The following is a 21282-nucleotide window of genomic DNA, read 5'->3' as shown; positions in this document are numbered from 1 at the left end:
AACCAGTTAGTTCGAAAATGCACCCCTCCAAGGGGCGAACCTGCGCGGGCGCGCGCAAAAAACTGTGTTAAGTCGAACCGTCAACAGAGCGGTCTGCGCGTTCCAAAGCGTTGGCATAGTCCCGCAAATCAGCGACCTCGCGGGCCGATGGCGTCTTTCCGGTAAAGCCGACCAGATAGGCGGGCATCAGTTTATTCCGGGTCTCCATCGGTTCGTTCAATTTTGCGTCATCGTATCCGATTTGCATGTAATACAGGATGCGCGCGCGGGCCGTGGCTTCGAGGGGCGGGTATCCGAACTTTTCGAACATCGCCTGCAGGGCGGCCAGACGCTGCGCATCTGATGCCGCCAGAACAGCGCGCACATCTCGCGACCGGCGTGCCCAGTCGCGCATGGCAAAATCCAGCCGCGTGTCAAATAGCGCGGGATTGATCACGCAGCGAAAGACATTCCCAACCGCTTCGGTGATTGTCTGCGCGGGTCGCTCGGCCATACGAACCAAAGCGGCTGTATTCGTTTTCCGCCAATGGTCCAGCAGCGCATCGAGCAGGTCCTGACGTGACTTGAAGTACCAATAGAAGCTTGAGCGGGACACGCCAAGTGCTGCCCCCATGGCCTGGATCTTCACGCCTTCGACCCCGTCACGGATCAGGGCTGCCATGGCCATGTTCAGCCAGTCATCGCGGGTCACTTTGACATTGCCGACCATGGGTTCAGTGTCGGAGGTGTCGCGGTGCATTCTGGGGTCTGAACGCTCAGTCATGGGTTAACTTTCAGGTGGTGCGCCGCCTTCGGCGGTGCGTTTGGCGATGAAATTTTGCAGCGTTTCCAATCGCTCACCATCCACCGATGGCCGTGCGTCTACGGCCAGAATATCCTGCCACACTTTGGTGGCGCGCTGGTTGGCATCCTGCGCCCCGCGTTCCGTCCATGTGCCGAAATTTGCGTAATCATGCACGATGGGTTGGTAAAACTCGGTGTTGTAGCGCGCCATCGTTTGCGGCGCGGCAAAGAAGTGACCGCTGGGTTCTACCGCGCTCAGCGCTGTGTCAAAACCGATTTCATCCACGCCAGCCTGCTTGCCCGCACAAAGTTCGGCAATCATGTTCAGCACTTCCACATCCGTTATGATTTTTTCGTAAGATACGCTCAAACCCCCTTCGAGCCAGCCCGCGGCGTGGATGATCACCGTGGCCCCACCCATCAGACAGCCCCAGAGGCCCATCTGGTTTTCATTGGCAGCCTGCACGTCGTTTACGTTAGACGCAGAGCCCGCCGCACTGCGCCACGGCAGACCCGTAAAGCGCGCCAGTTGACCCGCCGCCAGCGAGGCCTGAAAATGCGCCGACGTGCCAAAAGCCGGTGCACCCGATTTCATGTCCACATTGGACGTGAATGTCCCATAACAGACCGGCGCGCCGGGTTTGACCAGTTGTGTCAGCGTGATCGCGGCCAGCGCTTCGGCATGGCTGAGGGTGATCGCGCCTGCAACCGTGATCGGGGCCATGGCGCCCATCAGCGTGAAGGGCGTGACGATGGAGAGTTGGCCGTTTCTGGCGAAATCGATTAACCCCTGCGCCATCGGAATGTCGAGCGTGCGCGGACTGTTGGTGTTGATGATCGTGTAGCAATGCGGTGCCGCTGCAAAACCGTCATCCGTCACACCCCGAAAGTCGCGCAGCATTTCAAAACAATCCATCGCTTGCGGTGTGCCACGTGAAAAAACAAAGGGGAATTTGTCGGTCAGCGTAAGTTGCGTTTCGGTCGTGAAGAAATGGCGCAGGTGGGTCGGCACATCTTGTGGCTCCACCGAAGGCGACATCATCTGGAAGACATCAAAGTGGTGGCATAGCGTCGTATATTCCCGAAAATCCCGTGCTGATCCGGGCCGACGCCCACGTGCAAGGTCTGTGGCATGGGGGGCACCTGCGCCGGGTTGGAACACCAGACTGCCAAGTTCCAGCAGGATGTCCCTGTCGCGCGCGCCAGCACGCCCGGTGATGGATTTGGGCGCGGTTGCAAGGGCTGCGTCAATCATATCGCGCCCGATATAGACCATCTGGTCCACCACGCGCGCACCGCCCTTGCGGAACACCTCAACCGCTTCGGGCAGCAGCACTTTCATGCCAAGCTCTTCCAGCGTGCGCAGGGATGTTTCATGCATGGCCGCGATCTGATCGCTGGAAAAGACTTCCATCGGGGGAAAGGGGTTGCGCAGATTGCGGTAATTCACGTTGCGCTCCGGTGCCGCCTTGGGCCCGCCACCACGGCGGGTCCGTCTGCGCCCGGTGTTTTCGCGTAATGTCATCCGCGCATGGCCTTGCCGTCCGGATCATAGGGCGATGCGGCGATGATCCGCGCCTGCCGTTCCACACCCACTACATGCACGCTGACCTCTGTGCCTGCGCGGCTGTGGGTCGGGTCCACCAGCGCCATGGCGAGCGATTTGCCGACCGTATGACCAAAGCCGCCTGAGGTGACAAAACCCACTTGGACGCCGTCGGACCAAATGGGTTCAAATCCGCTGGCGTCGGCACCGTTTGCGTCGATTTCCATTGTGACAAGCGTTTGTGACGGGCCGTTTCCATCGCGTTCAGCGACCGCCGCTGATTTGCCCACGAAATCCTTGTCCCAATCGATCCAGCGGTCCATCCCGGTCATGCCGGGGGTGTAGCCTTGGGTGAACTCCGCATTCCAGATGCCGAAACTCTTTTCCAACCTTAGGCTCAGGAGCGCATTGAACCCGTATTCCCGGATGCCCGCGTCCGCGCCTGCCTGCAGCAGGATACGGCGCAGCACCGCGTGATCACCCGCGCGGCAGTGAACCTCATACCCCCGCTCGCCCGCGACAGACAGCCGTCCGACCTTGCAGCGCAACAGCCCGATATCAAAGCTGCCACAGCCCATGAATTTCAGGTCTGCGATGGGGCCGTCGGTTAGTTTCTCGATGACATTCAGCGATGCAGGCCCGGCCAGCGAGAAGCCTGCCATTTCCTCACCGAGATCGCGCAGGGTGACGCCCTCCATCATATGATCGTCAAACCAGCGCATGTGCCATGTCCGTAGATAATAGCTGCCCATGATCCACCACGTGCCATCGCCCCAGTTGAACACCGTCAGGTCGCCCTTGAGCCGCCCATCCTCGGCCAGCATCGGCGCCAGCTTGGCGCGGCCCGGTGCGGGCAGTTTGGACGCCATGATGCGATCGAGCCACTTTTCTGCGTTGGGGCCCGAGACCTCAAAACGCGAAAACCCGGAGATATCCAGCAGACCAACCCCATTGCGCACCGCCTGACATTCATCCGCCACGATTTCGTGTGCGTTTGAGCGTTTTAGCGACGGCGCTTCGACAAAACCCGGTTCGGCGAAGTAAAGCGGCACCTCAAGGTCCCAGCTTCGGCCCCACTGGCAGCCCGCAGCACTCATATCTGCATAGGCACCGGCGGTTTTCAACGGACGGCCTGCGGGCAGTTGTTCGTTGGGATAGGTCATCACAAAGCGGCGGGTGTAAAACTGGCCCGTCGTTTCCTTGATGTACTGTTTGTTTTCGGCCCAGACGCCATAGCGGGCCACATCCATCCCGTAGACATCCGCCTCAGGCGTGCCGTTGATCATCCATTCGGCCAGCGATTTGCCAACGCCGCCGCCCTGCAGGAACCCGGCCATCACCGCGCAGGCCGACCAATAGCCGCGCTTGCCCGGCACAGGCCCCACCAGCGGGTTGCCATCCGGCGAGAAGGTGAACGCGCCGTTCACCCATGTCTTGACGCCCACCTCCTGCAGGCAGGGGTAGCGCTCAAACCCCATGGTCAGTTCATTTTCAATGCGGTCAGGGTCTTCCTGCTGCAATTCAAACCCGTATTCCCAAGGCGCGCCGTCCATCATCCAGTGCTGGTGATTGACCTCGTAGATGCCCAGCAGCACGCCTTTCTGATCCTGCCGCAGATAAGTGAACCCTTCGAGGTCAACCGTCATGGGCACCTCGAAATCCAGTTCTTCGAGCTGTGGGATCGTGTCCGAGATCAGATAGTGGTGATTGAGCGGCGAGACTGGCAATTCCACGCCAGCCATACGCCCCACCTGCTTGGCCCAGAGACCCGCCGCATTGACCACATGCTCGCAGTTTATCGTGCCCTTTTCGGTGATAACCTCCCACCCCTGCAGGGTTTGGTTCAGTTCCAGCACACGGTTGTGTTCGATCACGGTGGCACCGCGTTTCTTGGCCGCCCCCGCATAGGCGTGCACCGTGCCGGTGGTGTCGATGTATCCTTCACGGTCAGCCCACATGCCCCCCAGCAGCCCGTCACCGGACATGATTGGATTAAGCGCAAGCGCTTCTTCGACGGTGACGAGGCGGCAGTCGTGAATACCGATCGACTGAAATGTGCGATACGCAGATTGCAGCCATTCCCAGCGATCCGGGGTGCCTGCCATGGTCAGGCCGCCGGTTCTGTGCAGCCCGATGTTTTGACCGCTTTCTTCCTGAATATCGTCAAACAGGTCAATCGTATAGGACTGAAGCTGGGCGATGTTCGGGTCCGCATTCAGAGCATGAAATCCACCTGCGGCGTGCCAGCTTGACCCGGCTGTCAGCACGGAACGTTCAATCAGACAGACATCGCTCCAGCCCATCTTGGCCAGATGGTACAGAACGGATGCGCCGACAACGCCCCCGCCGATCACGACAACGCGGTAATGTGATTTCATACTGAGGCCTTTCGGTTCGTATCAAAAGCGACTACTGGACATTTGTGTACAGTGCTGCTGTGAACGCTAAATTCAATAGTGTTCTTCGGTCAAGATAAATTTGATCTGCGCGGGTTTCCTATGCAAACCGCAGTTTCGCGCTAAGCTCTGGATGGAAAGACAGGAGAGTGAAAATGAAGATTATGGCAGGGCTGACATGGGCCGTTTTGATGTCCGGTGCGGCGTGCGCGGATATCATCGTCGCGTTTGACGAGGGGGCGCCCAAGGATCGTTTTACCATCGTAAACGCAGGGGATTGCCCGCTGCGTGATATTACGATCACAATTGATCTGGGCGCATCTGCGGCCGGTCTGATCTTTGATGTGACGGAGCGCGGTGCGGGTGTGCAGGTGTTTCAACCCCTTGAGCTTGTGGTCGGGCGCGAATTGCTGCGCGACGTGCCGGAGGTCGGGGATGGTGACAACAGCATTGCGCTGCCCATCGCTGATTTTGCATCCGGCGCTGAGGTTGCGTTTACGATTGACGTGGATGACACGGTTGGAACGCGGGAAATTACCGTATCCGGCGCTGAAATCGAAGGGGCGAAGGTTGCAATCAGCCATCTTGCGGGCGTGACTGAGGCCACTTTTGGCGCGGATGCGGTTGCGCGTATCGGGCTGGATGGCTGCAACGCATGATCGCAATGCGCCGGAGGTCACCCCCGGCGCTTTGACGTTTCAGCTGTTTTGTTTGCGACGGCGCAAGACCAATGTGCCGCCAACAGCAGACAGCAGCAACAGCGCGGAGGCCGGCAGCGGGACGGGTTGCAATTGATAGGTCTCATCAAGTGCAGCGCGTGTGATGTCATTGATCAGCGCGTGACCTTCAGCCGTCGGGTGAATGTCATCAAAAAACAAGAAGCCTGCACAGGAGGGTGCCGTCGTTGAGACGGTTTGAACACAGGCGTTTTGCGTGTCCGTGATGCCGCGAGACGCCAGCAAAGCCTGATCGCTCAGGGCGTCAAAGACATCTACCTCGGTCACAGTCGCGCCAAAGAGGTTGTTGCCCTGCAAGAAGGCGGAGAGTTGCGTGTTATATCCGGCTGCGATCGCTGAAAGCTGGGCCTGAAAGGCGGGTGCTTCGTTCTGGAACCTTGGGATCAGGCCAAAGTCCGGCAGGTTCATGACGACGAAATCCCGCACCCCGGCGCCCGCCAAGGCCTGCAGTCCCCCTTGCACGGTCGCCAAAGCGCCGCCCAACGCGGCTTGCAGTGCCGTGAAATCAGGTGTGGTGCTGTCGATGCTGTTTGCCGCATTCAGAAAGTCATTGCCGCCGATAAAAACGCTGACCAAGGGGGTGCCGCCAAGGTTACGCGCAGCATTGAGCGTTGGCGGCGTGCCCGGTGCTGTTGGCAAATTCAGCAACCCGCCCAGCCCATCCGCATAGGTAGAGACCGGGGGTGTGACCGGCAGCGGCAAGTTTGCAGGGGCGAAAATCTGTGCCAGCAAATCAGGGACAGGATCCCCGTTATCTGCGGCCTGCGCCCCTGCGAAAGACAGGTTGACGCCGGTTTTCCCGTTGTTGCGAAACTCATTCGTCAAACCGGCAGCCCAGGTCGGACCGTCTGAAAATACGCCCGGCGCGCGCAGTCGGGCGAAATTGATCTCTGCATCGGTTGGCGAGGTTGCCGATGGCGGTGACGGCGGCGCCAGAATCCCCAAAAGCCGTTCGGTGTTCCCGATATCCGACAGGCTGTCGCCGAGGACGGAAAAGCTGGTGAACTGATCTGTGAGCGGTGATGCCTGTGTCGGGGTGGCCAAAAGTGCCGCCGCACCCAGTATCGCAAGATGTTTCATTTAATCCTCTCCCTGTGAGACGCGCATGTTTTCCTGCGCACGATAGGAAATAGACGACGAAAGACCTTGAAAGGCGAGTCTATCCTTGCGTCACTTTTCGCGTCCTCCGCACGGGTGGGCCGCAAAACCCTGGCGTCCGGTTGCTTTCTTGCAGGTCAGGTCACCGTGACCGTCATCGCGCCCAAACCCTCGACCTCGATCGTCATGGCGTCGCCTTTTTGAACCGGCCCCACGCCCGCGGGTGTGCCCGACAAGATCACATCACCGGGCGCAAGCGTGTAGTATTCGGACAGGTAGGAAATCATTTCCGGCACTTTCCAGATCATCTGGTTCAGATCACCTTCCTGTTTGAGCGCGCCGTTCTGATGCAGGGTGATCCTGCCCTGATCAAGGTGGCCGACCTCCGCCACACTGTGGACTGGCCCGACCGGTGCCGAGGCATGAAAGGCCTTGCCGATCTCCCACGGACGCCCTGCCTTTTTTGCGATGCCCTGCAAATCGCGGCGGGTCATGTCGAGGCACAGCGCATAGCCGTAAACGTGATCCAGCGCGTTTTCGAGGCTGATGTTGGTGCCGCCCGATTTCAGGAATACGGCAACTTCGGCCTCATGGTGCACGTCGCTGCTTTGCGCCGGGTACGGGAACGACCCCGATGTGTTCAGATCATCAGGGTTTTTCTGGAAAAAGAAGGGTGCCTCGCGGTCCGGGTCATGGCCCATTTCCACGGCATGAGCCGCATAGTTGCGCCCGATGCAATAAACGCGCCGGACCGGGAACATGCCCCCGCTTGCCACGGGGACACAGGCGGTTGGCGGCACTGGTATTACGAAATCTGACATGGAAAACTCCCTGCGTTCTTGGTTTTGATGTCGTGGGCACACAGCGCAGGTCTAAATCACGCCAAGCCAAGGCGCACCTTGGTTCACCGATGTGGGGCTGACCTGTGCTGAGCGTCATTTGTGCGCATGACTGGTTTGCTAGCCCGTGGTGGCTGTGCAGGACATCGGGTCGCCTGCGCGCCATTCAAATTCTGCGCTGTCGCCCTTGGTCCAGAATATACCACCAAAGTCGATGGCGTATTTGCTGCCCGAGGCTGCTGGGACAAGAGAACCCGAGGCGATGCTGTCCCCGTATTCCAAGCGGATACTGGGCAATTCCGTGTCGAAAAAGTAGGTTGTGACCTCATTGGCAGGGTTATCGTCGCAGATATAAGTGGCGGTCGCGAGGGGTGTTTCGAGCATCCATGCGGTGACGAGTTCACCTTCGCGGGTCAGATAGGCCGCCTCGACACAATTGCGCAGATCGTCGGCTTTCCAGCAGTCATCACGCCCCTTGATCCAGCCGCGCTGCATCGCGCGCAATGTATTCAACGCGTTTTCGGTACCGCCCTGTATGTTGCCCGCCGCCTTCAGTGCTGCGGCATAACGCAGGGCCATGCGGCGGTCGAGTACGGCCAATGCCGTGTCATTGCAGATCAGGTCTTCGGTTTGTGAGCCGGCTTTTGCGCAGTCAAATGACGGACCGGTGGTCTCCGCGCTGACGCCAGTGGCAGCGAGCGTGAGGCATGTTCCTGCGATCAGGCGGTGCATTGAGGTTCTCGGGGAGGGAATGGGCATTCCAAGGCTCCTGTGTCTGAAGTGGTTGTCACTGTCGGGGTGGCCTGCTTTTATAAACAGGCAAGCGCCAGCCAAAGGCAAGTGATCCTGCGCGCAACGCCCATGTAACCCCGGAGCATAGCGCCAGTGCGATAAGAGGCTCCGCGAAGAGAGGCCGGGTCAGCACAGCCACGGTTGCGCCTGCAAAGGCGGCTGTCACGTAAAGCTCGCCCTGACGCAGAACCACCGGTACATCATCCAACACCACATCGCGCAAAAGCCCGCCCATGCAGCCCGTGATTGTCCCCATCAGGACCACCACCAGTGCGGGCTGATCTAGCGCCAGCGCGACACCGGTGCCTGCTGACACCGCCACCGCCAGTGCGAAACTGTCCAGCCAGATCAGCGTTTTCAAACGGCTCTCAAACAGATGCGCGGTGACAAATACGACCAAGGCGGCGGCACAAGCTACACCGATGTAGGTTGGCTGTGCGATCCAGAAAATCGTATCCCGGTTCAGCAGCAGGTCCCGAAGCGTGCCACCGCCCACCGCTGTGAGGCAGGCGATAAAGGCAAAGCCCACGATGTCCAACTGCTGCCTGCTGGCGGCCAGCCCACCGGTCAAGGCGAAAATAAACACGCTCGCGTAGTCAAGGAAACCGATCACGCTCATGGTTTGAACGGCGCCATGCCCGCGCGCGCCAATTCGTCTGCGCGTTCGTTTTCCGCGTGCCCTGCGTGCCCCTTGACCCATTTCCAAGTGACGTCGTGACGTGCGTTGGCCTCATCCAGCCTTTGCCAGAGTTCTGCATTCGCGACGGGTTTTTTGGCGGCATTTTTCCAGCCGTTTCGCTTCCAGCCGTGAATCCAGCCGGTGATGCCATTTTTGACGTAGTTGCTGTCAGTGACGATGGTAATCGTGCTGGCGCGACTGAGGGATTCCAGCGCGTTGATGGCGGCCAAAAGCTCCATACGGTTGTTGGTGGTATGTGCTTCACCGCCCTTGAGCGCACGCTCTTTGACCAGCCTGTCGCCCTCTTTCGCCTGCAGCAAAACGCCCCAGCCGCCGGGACCCGGGTTGCCCGAACAGGCACCGTCAGTATAGGCGAATAACTCAGGCATGGGCGGCCAGTACAATCCAATGGGCATCAACGCCATCCAGACCTGTGTCGCAGCCTTCGCGGCGATCAAATACCGTGAGCCCCGCCCCGGCCAGCAGGCCAACCAACTCGCTTTCGCTATAATATGTGTAACGCCTGCCCAAAGTGTCGCGTTTACTGCCCGTGCCGGTTTTGACCCCGATATGAAACCGCCCGCCGGGTTTCAGGGCGATCGCGATCCGGGCTAAATGCTTTGGCATGTCATCGCGCGGGGCATGGAGCAGCGAGAAGTTCGCCCAGATCCCGTCATAGTGATCGACCTGTGTTACATCCTCGAAACCGGCCTCGCGGGCGCTCACACCAGCGTGGCGCCCGGCCAGTGCCACCATTTCAGGGACAGGGTCAAAGGCGTCCACGACAAGCCCGGCTTGCGCCATTACGGCAGCTGATCCACCCGGACCACAGCCCAGATCAAGCACGCGCCCGCGCCTTGGCATGGCCGCGATAAAGGCGATCAGGCTTGGGTCCTGAGCGGCGGCATCGTCGGTCAGATTGGCATAGTCACCCGCTTTGGCCGCATAGACGGAGAGGGTTTCATCATCACTCACAGGAATACTCCGACGGCCAGACATGCGACCACGATGCTGGTCAACAAAATGCGCAGGGACATCCACCACCTTGGCGTCAGGCCCCAAATGGAAAAGGCAAAATCAAGGATCAGGAGACCGAGGAACCCGAAAATCAGATTGGTTGCGGCGGCGGTCGGCCCGCCACCTGACATGAAAAAAGCCCAAAGGGCAGGGATCACAGACAGCGTGTAAGCGGTGGCCGCGCGCGCGCCTTGCGCCTTGGTGGCAAAGCCCCATAGCACACCCGACATGAAGGACAGGATCACCGTGCCGTAGAAAAGCTGTATGTAGGGCCCGACAAACCGCGGGCCGAGTGCGCGGACGCCCCACTGGGCCAGCGGCTCGACCAGATAGGTCGCGGCCCCCCAGACGAAGGGAATGAGGCCGGCGAGGCCAAGGATGAGCGGTGCAAAGGGGATCGATTTCATGCGCGGCAACATGAGCCTGAGCGCCGCCCAAGGCAAGAGGCTGTGATCACTTTGTCATGCGCCCGCCGCTCAACTGGCCGGGGTCCGCCACCGACAGCGTGCTGGAGTCCGTGAGGGTCAGGCCGAGCCGTGTACAGACCACCTCGGAAGCAGTATTGCCGGGCTCGATTCCGGTGAAAAACCGCGTGAAGCCGTATCTGCGCGCCATCTCAAGCATCACCTCGGCCCCGAGGCGCAAAGACAGCCCGAAACCGCGCCAGTCCGGCACGGTGGACAGCATGCCCCACCAGCATTCGACCTGCCCGTCAGGGTGATCGGGGTGCATATAGGAGGCGGCGGCCGCACAGGAGACGACCTCGCCCTGATCCGTGACGGCCATGCGGCACAGCCCCGGTTGCAGCGCGCCGCTCAACACGGCGAGGTTTGGTGGCAGAACGCCGCAAGCCAGTGCAGCGCTTGCCAAAGATGCGCGCAGGGGGTTGTCGCTTTCGTCCGTCAGCCAGTGGCTGGTGATACCATTGGGCAGCTGTTTGCTGGTGACGGTTTCGCGTGCGGTCTGCAAAGCAGAGGCGTCACCGACCCAGCGTGCATACTGCACAGCGCTCAGGTCATGGGGTTTGAGCTGCTGCACAAGCGCAGGCATCTGATCGTTTTGCACATGGGCAAAATGGCTGGCCCCTTGCAGCCGTGTCATGGACACCAGTTCCGCAAAGGGGGCACGGTCCGGGCTGACGATGCCAACGGTCCGGCCATAGTAGGTGTAGCCGGCGTTGCCATGGGTCAGATCATGCAGGGCCCGCCCCCGGCCCAAAAGCGCTTGCTGATCGGGGGAGCCAAAGATGTCTTGTCTGGCGGACATGCGGCGCGGTTCAGGCCGGTTCGCGCAAGACACGCGGCACTTTGAATTCCACGTTTTCGACCGCAGTCTCGACCATCTCTCGGGTCACATCATAGTGTGCGTCAAACGCGGCGATCACCTCGTTGATCAAGACCTCTGGCGCAGATGCCCCGGCGGTGATGCCAATGCTGCTGATGCCATCAAGGGCGCGCCAGTCGATATCCGTGGCGCGCTGGACAAGCTGCGCGTATTGACAACCGGCCCGTGCGCCAACCTCGACAAGGCGGCGCGAGTTTGACGAATTGGGTGCCCCGACAACCAGCATCGCGTCGCATTTCGGGGCCATGGCCTTGACGGCCTCCTGTCGGTTGGTGGTCGCATAGCAGATGTCCTCCTTGTGCGGGCCCACAATCAATGGAAAACGCTGCTGCAAGGCGGCGACCACATCGGCGGTGTCATCAACGCTGAGGGTGGTCTGCGTGACATAGGCCAGTTTCGCGGGGTCTCTTACCTCGACGGTTGCCACATCTTCAGGGGTTTCCACCAACAGGACCTCGCCTTCGGGCAACTGACCCATGGTGCCGACGGTTTCGGGGTGGCCTGCATGGCCGATCATGATCATCTGCAGCCCGTTGTCTGCGTGGCGTTGCGCTTCGATATGCACCTTGCTGACAAGGGGGCAGGTGGCATCCACATAGACCAGGTTGCGCGCCTGCGCCGCGGTCGGCACGGATTTGGGCACGCCATGGGCGGAAAAGATCACGGGCCTGTCGTCAGGACATTCCGACAGCTCTTCGACGAAGATGGCGCCTTTTGCGCGCAGCCCGTCCACCACGAATTTATTGTGCACGATTTCATGCCTGACATAAACGGGCGTGCCCCATCTATCGAGCGCCAGTTCCACGATCTTGATCGCACGATCAACGCCTGCGCAAAAACCACGCGGGGCTGCAAGATAGAGGGTCAGGGGCGGTTTCGTCATGTCTTACTCCGGATCAGATGTCTCAGAGGTAAGGGTTTGACGCGGCTGCGTCCAGAGGGTGACATGCCGCAACGCAGGTCCCCCTCTGAAACGGTTTTCATTTAACTTGCCTCGTTATACTCGCGCGGAGGGCGACCTATAACGTCTTTCAGTTCGTCGAGCTCAATGAAATTGTCCGCCTGACGGCGCAACTCGTCAGAAATCATCGGGGGCTGACTGCGAATCGTCGACACGACAGACACGCGCACGCCAGAGCGTTGAAGGCTCTCGATCAGCGGACGGAAATCGCCATCGCCGGAAAACAACACGATGTGATCAACCCGCGGTGCCAGTTCCATGGCGTCGACGGCCAGCTCAATGTCCATGTTACCTTTGACCTTACGGCGGCCCATGCTGTCGGTGTATTCCTTTGCCGGTTTTGTAACCATCGTGAACCCGTTGTAATTGAGCCAGTCCACGAGTGGGCGGATCGGGGAATACTCGTCATTTTCGAGCAGCGCCGTGTAGTAAAATGCGCGCAGCAACTTCCCGCGACGCATGAATTCCTGACGCAGTAATTTGTAGTCGATGTCAAACCCCAGTGATTTGGCAGCCGCGTACAAATTCGAGCCGTCGATGAACAGCGCAAGCCGTTCGTCCTTGTAAAACATCTAAGTGTCCTTTCGATTAGTCAGGCGCTGGTGCTCGTAAAATGTTGTGATAAAATTTCTGCACCCGACAATTGAACAAAATAGGGTTTTTTAACTGTGCCGCAAGTGACAAGACAGGGGAAAATTGGCAGAAAATCGCCACAATTACGGTCACTTGCACTAATTGCCGTGGGGTCAAACCAAGGGTTACGCAACGGAACCCCACGCGATACCGTACTGAATGCATTGAAAGAATTTCCCGTTAAGGTTGGAACGATTCGGGCTTTCAGCAGGCTGTTTCGCACAGATGCCTTCCCGGCGGGATCCGGCCCGGATTTTGTCAATGCGGCCTTCACCCTTGAAACGGAACTGGATGCAGCCGACCTTTTGAGCCATCTTCATGAGATTGAATCACTGTTCAAGCGCACCCGGACCAAGCGTTGGGGGCCGCGTACTCTGGACCTTGATCTGATCGCGATGGCGGATCAGGTTTTGCCTGATCGCGGGACATATGATCACTGGGCGCAGTTGCCGCTTGAACAACAGATGACCAAATCGCCGGAGCGGTTGATCCTGCCGCACCCGCGCCTGCATGAGCGGGCTTTTGTCTTGATCCCACTGGCCGATGTTGCGCCGGATTGGCGTCATCCCATCACGGGAATGAGCGTCAATGAGATGGTTGAAGCCCTTCCGGAAGACCTCAGAAACGAAGTCCATGAGCTGTAATTCTCTGCTTGTAAAGCGGTGGCAACCGACTTAAATAACACACTTCCGCCCCTACTCTGTCTGATGGAGATGTTTCATGGCCCGCGTCACAGTTGAAGATTGCGTTGATAAAGTTCCAAACCGGTTCGAGCTTGTGATGCTCGCGGCACATCGTGCGCGCGAAATTTCAGCTGGGTCTGCGCCCACGGTGAACCGTGACAATGACAAAAACCCGGTTGTGTCGCTCCGTGAGATTGCCGATGAAACCCAAAGTGCCGACGATCTGCGCGAGCGCCTGATCGAGAGCAATCAGCATCAGATCGAGGTTGATGAACCCGAAGAGGACGCAATGGCGTTGCTGATGGGTGCCGAACAGGACAAGCCGGAAGAAGACAGCATGTCCGAAGAGATGCTGCTGCGTCAACTGATGGCGGCACAAGGGCAGGGCTGAGCACAGCCCGCCTGATCCGGCGTGAGAGGCGGATGACATGAAGGACGGCGATCATTTGGAAATATCCGCCGATGACCTCGTGTCGCTCGTCCTGCGCTACAATCCAAAAACCAACCAGAAGTTGATTCGCGCGGCCTATGACTATGGCCGCGAGATGCATGCGGAACAGTTGCGCCACTCGGGTGAGCTGTATTTCAATCATCCGGTGGCTGTTGCAGCGATCCTGACGGAGCAGAATCTGGATGATGCAACGCTGATCACAGCATTGCTGCATGACACGATTGAAGACACACAAGCGTCCTACTCCGAGGTTGCCGCGCGCTTTGGCAGTGAGATCGCCGAGCTTGTCGATGGCGTGACCAAACTCACCAATCTGCAGCTCAATTCCTCGCAGACCAAACAGGCCGAAAATTTCCGCAAGCTGTTCATGGCCATGTCGAAAGACCTGCGCGTTATTCTGGTCAAGCTGTCGGACCGGCTGCACAACATGCGCACCATCCGCGCGATGAAGCCGGAAAAGCAGGCCCAGAAGGCACGTGAAACCATGGATATTTATGCGCCGCTGGCGGGGCGTATGGGGATGCAATGGATGCGCGAAGAGCTTGAGGATCTCGCGTTTCGGGTGCTCAATCCGGAGGGGCGCGCCTCGATCATCCGCCGCTTCATCAACCTGCAAAAAGAAACGGGCGATGTGATCCAGCGCATTACCGGTGACATGCGGCTTGAGTTGGACAAAGCCGGCGTAGAGGCCGAAGTCTTCGGACGCGCCAAAAAGCCCTATTCGATCTGGCGTAAAATGCAGGAAAAGGACCAGTCCTTTGCGCGGCTTTCGGACATTTACGGGTTTCGCATCATCACGGAAAACGAAGAAGACTGCTATCGGGCACTGGGGGCCATTCATCAGCGGTGGCGGGCTGTGCCGGGCAGGTTCAAGGACTACATCAGTCAGCCCAAAACCAACGGGTATCGTTCGATCCATACCACCGTATCCGGGCGCGACGGAAAACGCGTCGAGGTTCAGATCAGAACTGTTCAGATGAACGATGTTGCCGAAACCGGCGTGGCGGCGCATTGGTCCTACCGGGACGGTGTGCGCAGCAATAACCCTTTCGCGGTCGATCCTGCGAAATGGATCAGCACCCTGACCGAGCAGTTTGACGCCGAGGAAGATCATGAGGACTTCCTCGAAGCGGTCAAGCTTGAGATGTATTCGGATCAGGTTTTCTGTTTCACGCCCAAAGGGGAAGTCGTGAAGCTGCCGCGCGGGGCCACGCCCATCGACTTTGCCTTTGCGATTCATACGCGCATTGGCATGGCCTGTGTGGGGGCCAAGGTTGATCACATGCGCGTCCCGCTCTGGACGCGTTTGAAAAACGGCCAGTCGGTCGAGGTGATCACCGCCGAAGGCCAAAGCCCGCAGGCGACGTGGCTCGATATTGCGGTAACGGGCAAGGCGCGATCCGCCATCCGGCGTGCGCTGCGCGAGGAAGACCGGGCCCGGTTCGTCAAACTGGGGCGGGAACTTGCACGCTCTGCATTTGAGCACGTGGGCCGCAAAGCGACCGACAAGGCGCTCTCGACGGCAGCGCGCAACATGCGCTGCGATGACCGCATTGACCTGCTCGCCCGTCTTGGCAGTGCCGAGATTACCGGACGCGAAGTCGTGCAGGCTGTGTACCCCGAGCTTGTGCCCAAGGAGGGCGCAAAAGTTGATGCGAAACGCGCTGTGATAGGTCTGTCGCCCGGGCAGTCTTTTGAGCGGGCTTTTTGCTGTCAGCCGCTGCCGGGCGAGCGGATTGTCGGGATTACCTTCAAAGGGCGCGGCGTCGTCGTGCATGCGATTGATTGCGACCGGATGAGTGCGTATGAGGCCCAGCCTGACCGGTGGCTTGATTTGCGCTGGCACGAAGGTGCGCACCCTGCAGTCTACGGGGCGACGATTGAGCTCACCCTGAACAACGATGCAGGGACACTGGGGCGAATTTGCACATTGATCGGTGAAACCCGAGCGAATATTTCAGATTTACAATTTGTCGACAGAAAGCCTGATTATTTCCTGATATTGATCTATGTAGAGCTTCGAGATGTGGCGCATCTTCATTCCCTTATGCTCACGCTGGAGGCAGAGAGCGATGTTGCCTCCGTATCGCGGTATAGAAATATGGCGCATGATACATCGGAAACACCTGCCTGATGTCGCATCGCGGTCATCGGGTCGTCATAATTTTGGGATGAATGGCACGCGCCACCCTGTACAAGAATTGAGTAAGGACGCCACAGTTGGTCTTTAAACGCAGAGATCCCAAAAGCTGGCCGCGTGCTGTGCTTGAAGCTCTGTGGCCACGGGGTGGGTGGACCCGTGCATTTCATTACGTCAAGCACCGGATGCGCAGGCTGCCTGACAGCCCCGAACGGATCGCGCGTGGTATATTTGCCGGTGTTTTCGCGTCATTCTCGCCGTTTTACGGTTTTCACTTTTTTATCGCGGCGGGTCTGGCCTTCGTGATGCGCGGCAATGTGATCGCGTCATTGATGGCCACGTTCTTTGGCAACCCGCTGACCTATGTGCCCATCGGTGTGGCCGCTTTGTCCTCGGGTCACTGGATCCTCGGGGATCCGGTTGATGAGGGCATTCACCGCTCCTTTGGCGGCAAGTTCGCGGATGCGGCGGCGGATCTGCATCACAACTTCGTTGCGATGTTCACGGATGATACCGCAGACTGGTCGCACCTTCGGGTTTTCTATGACGAGATTTTCTTTCCCTACATGGTCGGCGGGTTCGTGTCGGGTATTTTCTTTGGCGCGCTGTGCTACCATTTGTCAGTGCCGCTCATCCGCGTATATCAAAAGCGACGCAAGGGTTTGATCAAAAGCAAACTTGAAGCGATCAAAGCCAAGGCGGCTGCGAAAGCAGAAGCGAAACGAAAAGCGGAGCGTCCGCCCGCCGGGCAATGATCCGGCCGCAATATCAGGGGAGGGCCAGTGGTGTCCGATCAGAGAAAACTGCGCCTTGGCGTGAACATTGACCATGTGGCGACCGTGCGGAATGCGCGCGGCGGTGCCTATCCTGATCCCCTGCGCGCGGCACGGATTGCCGAAGAAGCAGGCGCGGATGGCATTACCGCGCATCTGCGCGAAGATCGTCGTCATATTTCGGATGCGGATATCGAAGGGCTGATGGATGTGCTGAGCGTGCCGCTCAATTTCGAGATGGCGGCCACGGATGAGATGCAACAGATCGCCTTGCGCCATAAACCGCACGCGGTGTGCATTGTGCCCGAAAAGCGCGAAGAGCGCACGACCGAGGGTGGCCTTGAAGTCGCCCGCGAGGAAAACGTGCTGGCCCATTTCATTGCACCCTTGCGCGAGGCCGGGTGCCGGGTGTCGATCTTTATCGCCGCAGAAAAACGCCAGATCGAGGCTGCGCACCGGATCGGGGCCGAGGTAATCGAGCTGCACACCGGTGCCTATTGCGATGCCCATGCCGAAGGGGATTTCGCACAGCGCGATGCTGAACTGGAGCGTCTGAGGGGAATGGCAAAGTTTGCCGATTCCCTCGGTCTGGAGGTGCATGCGGGTCACGGGCTGACCTATGACACTGTGCAGCCCGTTGCCGCCTTTCCTGAGGTGCTCGAATTGAATATTGGCCATTTCCTGATTGGCGAGTCGATCTTTCTGGGGTTGGAGCCTGCGATTGCGGAAATGCGCCGTCTCATGGATGAGGCGCGGGCATGACGGACACGATGCTCTTGTTGCCTTTGCCACTTATCCTGCTGGGCTGGGTCATTGGCGGCGGCAGCCCCGGACCGGCGACGCTGGCCATTTCCGGCACCTCGATGCAGTTGGGGCGTCGGGCCGGACTCACGGTGGCTGCGGGTATCGTTGTCGGTTCGGCCTGTTGGGGCATTACGGCGGCTCTGGGTTTTTCCGCCATCATGATGAATAACGCATGGCTTTTTGAAGTCATTCGATACCTCGGTGCCGCCTATCTTATGTATCTTGCGCTGAAGTCTCTGCGCTCAGCCTGGCGCGGAGGCGAGGTAAAAATTCCGCCGGTTGCGGCGCGCAAACTCTTCCTGAAAGGATTGATGCTGCATCTGACCAACCCCAAAGCAGTCCTGGGATGGGGCGCAATCTACGCTATCGCATTGGCACCCGGCGCAGGCCCTGCATCCGTCTGGAGCTTGTTTGCAGCTTTGATCTGTGCGTCCAGCTTCGTGTTTTTCGGCTATGCGATATTATTCTCGGCGGCACCGATTGCGCGGGCATATACGCGCGCCAAGCGCGGTTTCGAGGCGGCGTTTGGTCTGTTGTTTGCATTTGCCAGCCTGAAGATTCTGACCGCACGGCTGGCATGATTCTCGGCATCGGGACGGACCTCGCGAATATTGAACGTATTGCACGCACACTCGACCGCTTTGGGGATCGGTTTCGCAACCGCGTCTTTACCGACATCGAGCAGGCCAAGGCGGAACGGCGGCGCGATGTTGCTGGCACATATGCAAAACGCTGGGCGGCAAAAGAGGCGTGTTCCAAGGCTCTGGGCACTGGCCTTGCCATGGGGATCGCGTGGAAGGACATGTCGGTCACCAATCTCAAATCCGGCCAGCCCGTCATGCATGTCACAGGCTGGGCGCAAGAGCGGTTGGCGGCGATGACCCCGCCCGGTCATGAGGCCGTCATCCATGTAACGCTGACCGACGACCACCCGTGGGCGCAGGCCTTTGTGGTGATCGAGGCCTTGCCCGTCAAAAGCTGAAAGCAGCCGTTACACCCCCAATGTAAAAGTACCGGCGCAGATCGGCACAGTATCAGTGTGAACCGTGGCATTTCGAACTGCGTCGCTTGGGAGCGCGCAGGGCAAACTCACTCAACGTTGTGTGGGCCTGTCTTGACAGTGCCCCGCGCCCCCCTCATTACGAGCCAAACAAATTGATGGAGCCTGCCCAAATGGCCGCCAAAGAAGAGACATCCGGAAACGCGATTGTCGAGACGATCAAGACGATTGTCTATGCCCTGCTGATTGCCGGTGTTTTCCGCACGTTGTTCTTTCAGCCCTTCTGGATTCCATCGGGTTCAATGAAGGAAACCCTGCTGGTTGGTGACTTTCTCTTTGTGAATAAAATGGCCTACGGCTATTCCTACGCCTCCTGCCCCAGCATCATCATGCCGCGCTTTGGAATTAACGTGGATGCAAAGAACATCTGCGGATTTCTGGACGGTGAAAACTCGCGGATTCTGGGCGGCGAGCCCGAGCGCGGCGATGTGATCGTTTTCCGCCATCCGGTGTCGGGGCGCGATTACATCAAGCGTCTGATCGGCTTGCCCGGCGATACGGTGCAGATGCGCAATAGCATCGTTTACATCAATGGTGAGGAAGCCCCGCAGGAACCCGCAGGGAACTTTGTCGAGGTGATGGAGCCGCAGGGCCCCGAAGGGCGAAGGCCGCGCTGCTCCAATGGGCCGGTCGGCGACGGGGGCGACTGCCTCAAGGCCCGCGCGATTGAGACGTTGCCAAATGGTGTCAGCCATACCGTGCTGGACATCGGGCCGCAGGCGTCTGATCGGACGGGTGTTTATACGGTGCCTGAGGGGCATTACTTCTTTATGGGCGACAACCGCGACAACTCCGCCGATAGCCGTCTGGCGCGGCAGGTGCGTGGCGTCGGCTTTGTACCGTACGAAAACCTGATTGGTCGCGCGGACAGGGTCATGTTCTCGTCCGCTGGACGGTCCATGTTGTTTTTCTGGACATGGCGCAGTGATCGTTTCTTTAAGAGGGTGGAGTGAAACTCTCTGCGGAACTGAAGGCTTTTCAAAAGCGGTTGGGGCATCAGTTTAACCAACCCTCGCTTTTGGCGCAGGCGGTGACGCATGCTTCCATGTCGACGGCAAACCGTGGTGACAATCAGCGCATGGAATTTCTGGGCGACCGGGTGCTTGGTCTGGTCATGGCCGAGGCGCTGCTGGGGCTCGACAATGACGCGACCGAAGGCCAGCTTGCTCCGCGTTTCAATGCCTTGGTACGTAAAGAGACCTGTGCTGATGTCGCGCGCGAGATTGACCTTGGGGCGGTTCTGCGCCTTGGCCGCTCTGAGATGCTATCGGGTGGCAGGCGCAAGCAGGCACTCTTGGGGGATGCGATCGAAGCGGTGATTGCGGCTGTGTATCAGGATGCGGGCTTTGATGCGGCGCGGGCCTTGATCCTGCGGCTCTGGGGCGATCGGGTGCATGAGGTCGAAGAAGATGCGCGTGATGCAAAAACAGCGCTGCAGGAGTGGGCGCAGGCGCGCGGACTGCAACCGCCCCGCTACGAAGAGGTGCATCGCAAAGGCCCGGATCACGCACCGATTTTCACAATATCCGTGCAGCTCAGTACCGGAGAAACGGATCAGGCCACGGCCGGGTCAAAGCGGCAGGCTGAACAAGCTGCGGCACAGGCCTTGTTGGCGAAACTGGAGACAAGCGGATGAGTAAACGTGCGGGATTTGTGGCACTGATCGGAGAGCCCAACGCGGGCAAGTCGACCTTGCTCAACCGAATGGTCGGGGCGAAGGTATCGATTGTCACCCATAAGGTGCAGACCACGCGTGCGCGCATCCGTGGGGTGGCCATGGAAGGTGAAAGCCAGATTGTTTTCGTAGACACGCCGGGTCTTTTCGAACCACGCAGGCGGCTTGACCGCGCAATGGTTGCCGCCGCATGGAGCGGGGCGGCGGATGCGGATGTGGTTGTGCTGCTCATCGAAGCGCATCGCGGCGTGACCGAAGGCGTTGAACGCATCCTCGAAGGTCTGGCCGACGTCGGGCAGGGGCGCGTTGTGGCGCTTGCCATCAACAAGATTGACCGGGTGCAAGCCGAGGTTTTGCTGGCGCTCAGCAAAAACCTCAATGAGCGCTATGATTTTGCTGAGACGTTCATGATTTCCGCAGAGCGTGGGCACGGCGTTGATGCGCTGCGCGGGTGGCTGGCTGGTAAGGTGCCGGAAGGGCCGTGGCTTTATCCAGAAGACCAGATTGCGGACCTGCCCATGCGCACAATCGCCGCCGAGATGACACGTGAGAAACTGACGCTGCGCCTGCATCAGGAACTGCCCTACCAAATGACGGTTGAAACGGAAGGCTGGGAAGAACGCAAAGACGGATCGGCCCGAATTGACCAGTTGATCTATGTGATACGGGATGGCCATAAAGGCATCGTGCTGGGTCACAAGGGCGAAACGATCAAGGCGGTTTCCAAGGCGGCACGCGAAGAATTGGAGGAATTTCTGGGCCGTCGTGTCCATTTGTTCCTGCAGGTCAAGGTGCGGCCCAACTGGCTGGACGAAGCCGAACGATACGCGCAAATGGGTTTGGAGTTCAAAGACGGCAATGCCTGATCTAA

At 59.0% G+C, this 21282-nt stretch carries 24 protein-coding genes; 11 read left to right on the top strand and 13 right to left on the bottom strand.

Annotated elements, in window-relative coordinates; genetic code table 11:
- Window positions 1-67: 67 nt before the first annotated feature.
- The 3 genes from K5Q35_RS16945 to K5Q35_RS16935 are packed head-to-tail and all read right to left on the bottom strand — an operon-like array spanning window position 68 to window position 4707.
- On the bottom strand, window positions 68-763 hold the full coding sequence (locus K5Q35_RS16945; protein ID WP_220800542.1) for a TetR/AcrR family transcriptional regulator: 696 nt from the start codon (window positions 761-763) through the stop codon (window positions 68-70).
- A gap of 3 nt (window positions 764-766) precedes the next feature.
- Window positions 767-2308, bottom strand: coding sequence for a trimethylamine methyltransferase family protein (locus K5Q35_RS16940; protein WP_220800540.1), 1542 nt, complete (start codon window positions 2306-2308; stop codon window positions 767-769).
- Window positions 2305-4707, bottom strand: a complete 2403-nt coding sequence (locus K5Q35_RS16935) for an FAD-dependent oxidoreductase (RefSeq protein ID WP_220800539.1) — start codon at window positions 4705-4707, stop codon at window positions 2305-2307. Before K5Q35_RS16935 ends, K5Q35_RS16940 begins: the two co-directional genes overlap by 4 nt.
- A 173-nt stretch (window positions 4708-4880) precedes the next feature.
- Between K5Q35_RS16935 and K5Q35_RS16930 the strand changes: the two genes are divergently transcribed.
- Window positions 4881-5384, top strand: coding sequence for a hypothetical protein (locus tag K5Q35_RS16930; protein ID WP_013963275.1), 504 nt, complete (start codon window positions 4881-4883; stop codon window positions 5382-5384).
- 39 nt (window positions 5385-5423) lie between these two features.
- Here the strand turns inward: K5Q35_RS16930 and K5Q35_RS16925 are convergent, their stop codons facing one another.
- The 10 genes from K5Q35_RS16925 to K5Q35_RS16880 form a co-directional block, all read right to left on the bottom strand.
- Window positions 5424-6542, bottom strand: coding sequence for an SGNH/GDSL hydrolase family protein (locus K5Q35_RS16925; protein ID WP_220800538.1), 1119 nt, complete (start codon window positions 6540-6542; stop codon window positions 5424-5426).
- 155 nt (window positions 6543-6697) lie between these two features.
- Window positions 6698-7381 carry a fumarylacetoacetate hydrolase family protein gene (locus K5Q35_RS16920; RefSeq protein ID WP_220800536.1) on the bottom strand — a complete coding sequence of 228 codons (684 nt, stop codon included), beginning with the start codon at window positions 7379-7381 and terminating at the stop codon, window positions 6698-6700.
- Between the two features lie 138 nt (window positions 7382-7519).
- Complete coding sequence (locus K5Q35_RS16915) at window positions 7520-8158, bottom strand: MliC family protein (protein WP_220800534.1); 639 nt, start codon at window positions 8156-8158, stop codon at window positions 7520-7522.
- A 28-nt stretch (window positions 8159-8186) separates the two neighbouring features.
- A complete protein-coding gene (locus tag K5Q35_RS16910; RefSeq protein WP_013963271.1) occupies window positions 8187-8810 on the bottom strand; it encodes a trimeric intracellular cation channel family protein in 624 nt (207 codons plus the stop codon).
- Entirely contained in the window at window positions 8807-9259 is a 453-nt protein-coding gene (rnhA, locus tag K5Q35_RS16905; RefSeq protein ID WP_013963270.1) for a ribonuclease HI, read from the bottom strand. Before rnhA ends, K5Q35_RS16910 begins: the two co-directional genes overlap by 4 nt.
- Entirely contained in the window at window positions 9252-9845 is a 594-nt protein-coding gene (locus K5Q35_RS16900) for a bifunctional 2-polyprenyl-6-hydroxyphenol methylase/3-demethylubiquinol 3-O-methyltransferase UbiG (RefSeq protein ID WP_220800524.1), read from the bottom strand. The genes rnhA and K5Q35_RS16900 overlap by 8 nt, the downstream gene beginning before the upstream one ends.
- Window positions 9842-10294, bottom strand: a complete 453-nt coding sequence (locus K5Q35_RS16895; RefSeq protein WP_220800522.1) for a DUF3429 domain-containing protein — start codon at window positions 10292-10294, stop codon at window positions 9842-9844. Before K5Q35_RS16895 ends, K5Q35_RS16900 begins: the two co-directional genes overlap by 4 nt.
- A gap of 46 nt (window positions 10295-10340) precedes the next feature.
- A complete protein-coding gene (locus K5Q35_RS16890; RefSeq protein ID WP_220800501.1) occupies window positions 10341-11153 on the bottom strand; it encodes a GNAT family N-acetyltransferase in 813 nt (270 codons plus the stop codon).
- Window positions 11154-11163: 10 nt separating this feature from the next.
- A complete protein-coding gene (gene ispH, locus K5Q35_RS16885) occupies window positions 11164-12114 on the bottom strand; it encodes a 4-hydroxy-3-methylbut-2-enyl diphosphate reductase (RefSeq protein WP_220800499.1) in 951 nt (316 codons plus the stop codon).
- Between the two features lie 101 nt (window positions 12115-12215).
- Entirely contained in the window at window positions 12216-12764 is a 549-nt protein-coding gene (locus K5Q35_RS16880; protein WP_013963265.1) for an NYN domain-containing protein, read from the bottom strand.
- Between the two features lie 96 nt (window positions 12765-12860).
- Here K5Q35_RS16880 and folK point away from each other — a divergent pair, with 96 nt between their 5' ends.
- The 10 genes from folK to era all read left to right on the top strand — a co-directional run bounded on the left by folK (window position 12861) and on the right by era (window position 21277).
- On the top strand, window positions 12861-13469 hold the full coding sequence (gene folK, locus K5Q35_RS16875; RefSeq protein WP_220800497.1) for a 2-amino-4-hydroxy-6-hydroxymethyldihydropteridine diphosphokinase: 609 nt from the start codon (window positions 12861-12863) through the stop codon (window positions 13467-13469).
- Window positions 13470-13545: 76 nt separating this feature from the next.
- Window positions 13546-13899, top strand: coding sequence for a DNA-directed RNA polymerase subunit omega (gene rpoZ, locus K5Q35_RS16870; protein ID WP_013963263.1), 354 nt, complete (start codon window positions 13546-13548; stop codon window positions 13897-13899).
- Between the two features lie 37 nt (window positions 13900-13936).
- A complete protein-coding gene (locus K5Q35_RS16865) occupies window positions 13937-16093 on the top strand; it encodes a bifunctional (p)ppGpp synthetase/guanosine-3',5'-bis(diphosphate) 3'-pyrophosphohydrolase (RefSeq protein ID WP_220800495.1) in 2157 nt (718 codons plus the stop codon).
- An 86-nt stretch (window positions 16094-16179) separates the two neighbouring features.
- Window positions 16180-16854, top strand: a complete 675-nt coding sequence (locus K5Q35_RS16860) for a DUF2062 domain-containing protein (protein WP_220800493.1) — start codon at window positions 16180-16182, stop codon at window positions 16852-16854.
- Between the two features lie 30 nt (window positions 16855-16884).
- The gene (locus K5Q35_RS16855; RefSeq protein ID WP_220800491.1) at window positions 16885-17634 is read left to right on the top strand and encodes a pyridoxine 5'-phosphate synthase; all 750 of its coding nucleotides are present in this window, start codon (window positions 16885-16887) and stop codon (window positions 17632-17634) included.
- Window positions 17631-18257 (top strand): LysE family translocator, encoded by a 627-nt coding sequence (locus K5Q35_RS16850; RefSeq protein WP_013963259.1) that lies wholly within the window; start codon window positions 17631-17633, stop codon window positions 18255-18257. Before K5Q35_RS16855 ends, K5Q35_RS16850 begins: the two co-directional genes overlap by 4 nt.
- Complete coding sequence (gene acpS / locus K5Q35_RS16845) at window positions 18254-18658, top strand: holo-ACP synthase (RefSeq protein WP_013963258.1); 405 nt, start codon at window positions 18254-18256, stop codon at window positions 18656-18658. The genes K5Q35_RS16850 and acpS overlap by 4 nt, the downstream gene beginning before the upstream one ends.
- A 191-nt stretch (window positions 18659-18849) precedes the next feature.
- Entirely contained in the window at window positions 18850-19689 is an 840-nt protein-coding gene (lepB, locus tag K5Q35_RS16840) for a signal peptidase I (RefSeq protein ID WP_220800490.1), read from the top strand.
- On the top strand, window positions 19686-20372 hold the full coding sequence (gene rnc, locus K5Q35_RS16835; protein WP_220800488.1) for a ribonuclease III: 687 nt from the start codon (window positions 19686-19688) through the stop codon (window positions 20370-20372). The genes lepB and rnc overlap by 4 nt, the downstream gene beginning before the upstream one ends.
- Window positions 20369-21277, top strand: a complete 909-nt coding sequence (era, locus tag K5Q35_RS16830; RefSeq protein WP_220800479.1) for a GTPase Era — start codon at window positions 20369-20371, stop codon at window positions 21275-21277. Before rnc ends, era begins: the two co-directional genes overlap by 4 nt.
- Window positions 21278-21282 lie beyond the last annotated feature (5 nt).

Origin of the sequence: Roseobacter sp. OBYS 0001 (assembly GCF_019654895.1) — a bacterium.
Lineage (GTDB): Bacteria > Pseudomonadota > Alphaproteobacteria > Rhodobacterales > Rhodobacteraceae > Roseobacter > Roseobacter litoralis.
The sequence above is the reverse complement of the archived record's forward strand: the minus strand, read 5'-3'. Positions and strand labels throughout refer to the sequence as shown.

Coding starts and splice junctions, on each gene's coding strand:
- K5Q35_RS16890 (WP_220800501.1), bottom strand. CDS start 11,153: ATGTCCGCCAGACAAGACATCTTTGGCTCCCCCGATCAGCAAGCGCTT.
- K5Q35_RS16945 (WP_220800542.1), bottom strand. CDS start 763: ATGACTGAGCGTTCAGACCCCAGAATGCACCGCGACACCTCCGACACT.
- K5Q35_RS16935 (WP_220800539.1), bottom strand. CDS start 4,707: ATGAAATCACATTACCGCGTTGTCGTGATCGGCGGGGGCGTTGTCGGC.
- K5Q35_RS16895 (WP_220800522.1), bottom strand. CDS start 10,294: ATGAAATCGATCCCCTTTGCACCGCTCATCCTTGGCCTCGCCGGCCTC.
- K5Q35_RS16915 (WP_220800534.1), bottom strand. CDS start 8,158: ATGCCCATTCCCTCCCCGAGAACCTCAATGCACCGCCTGATCGCAGGA.
- K5Q35_RS16920 (WP_220800536.1), bottom strand. CDS start 7,381: ATGTCAGATTTCGTAATACCAGTGCCGCCAACCGCCTGTGTCCCCGTG.
- rnhA (WP_013963270.1), bottom strand. CDS start 9,259: ATGCCTGAGTTATTCGCCTATACTGACGGTGCCTGTTCGGGCAACCCG.
- ispH (WP_220800499.1), bottom strand. CDS start 12,114: ATGACGAAACCGCCCCTGACCCTCTATCTTGCAGCCCCGCGTGGTTTT.
- K5Q35_RS16940 (WP_220800540.1), bottom strand. CDS start 2,308: ATGACATTACGCGAAAACACCGGGCGCAGACGGACCCGCCGTGGTGGC.
- K5Q35_RS16925 (WP_220800538.1), bottom strand. CDS start 6,542: ATGAAACATCTTGCGATACTGGGTGCGGCGGCACTTTTGGCCACCCCG.
- K5Q35_RS16850 (WP_013963259.1), top strand. CDS start 17,631: ATGACGGACACGATGCTCTTGTTGCCTTTGCCACTTATCCTGCTGGGC.
- lepB (WP_220800490.1), top strand. CDS start 18,850: ATGGCCGCCAAAGAAGAGACATCCGGAAACGCGATTGTCGAGACGATC.
- era (WP_220800479.1), top strand. CDS start 20,369: ATGAGTAAACGTGCGGGATTTGTGGCACTGATCGGAGAGCCCAACGCG.
- K5Q35_RS16910 (WP_013963271.1), bottom strand. CDS start 8,810: ATGAGCGTGATCGGTTTCCTTGACTACGCGAGCGTGTTTATTTTCGCC.
- K5Q35_RS16865 (WP_220800495.1), top strand. CDS start 13,937: ATGAAGGACGGCGATCATTTGGAAATATCCGCCGATGACCTCGTGTCG.
- K5Q35_RS16880 (WP_013963265.1), bottom strand. CDS start 12,764: ATGTTTTACAAGGACGAACGGCTTGCGCTGTTCATCGACGGCTCGAAT.
- acpS (WP_013963258.1), top strand. CDS start 18,254: ATGATTCTCGGCATCGGGACGGACCTCGCGAATATTGAACGTATTGCA.
- K5Q35_RS16930 (WP_013963275.1), top strand. CDS start 4,881: ATGAAGATTATGGCAGGGCTGACATGGGCCGTTTTGATGTCCGGTGCG.
- rpoZ (WP_013963263.1), top strand. CDS start 13,546: ATGGCCCGCGTCACAGTTGAAGATTGCGTTGATAAAGTTCCAAACCGG.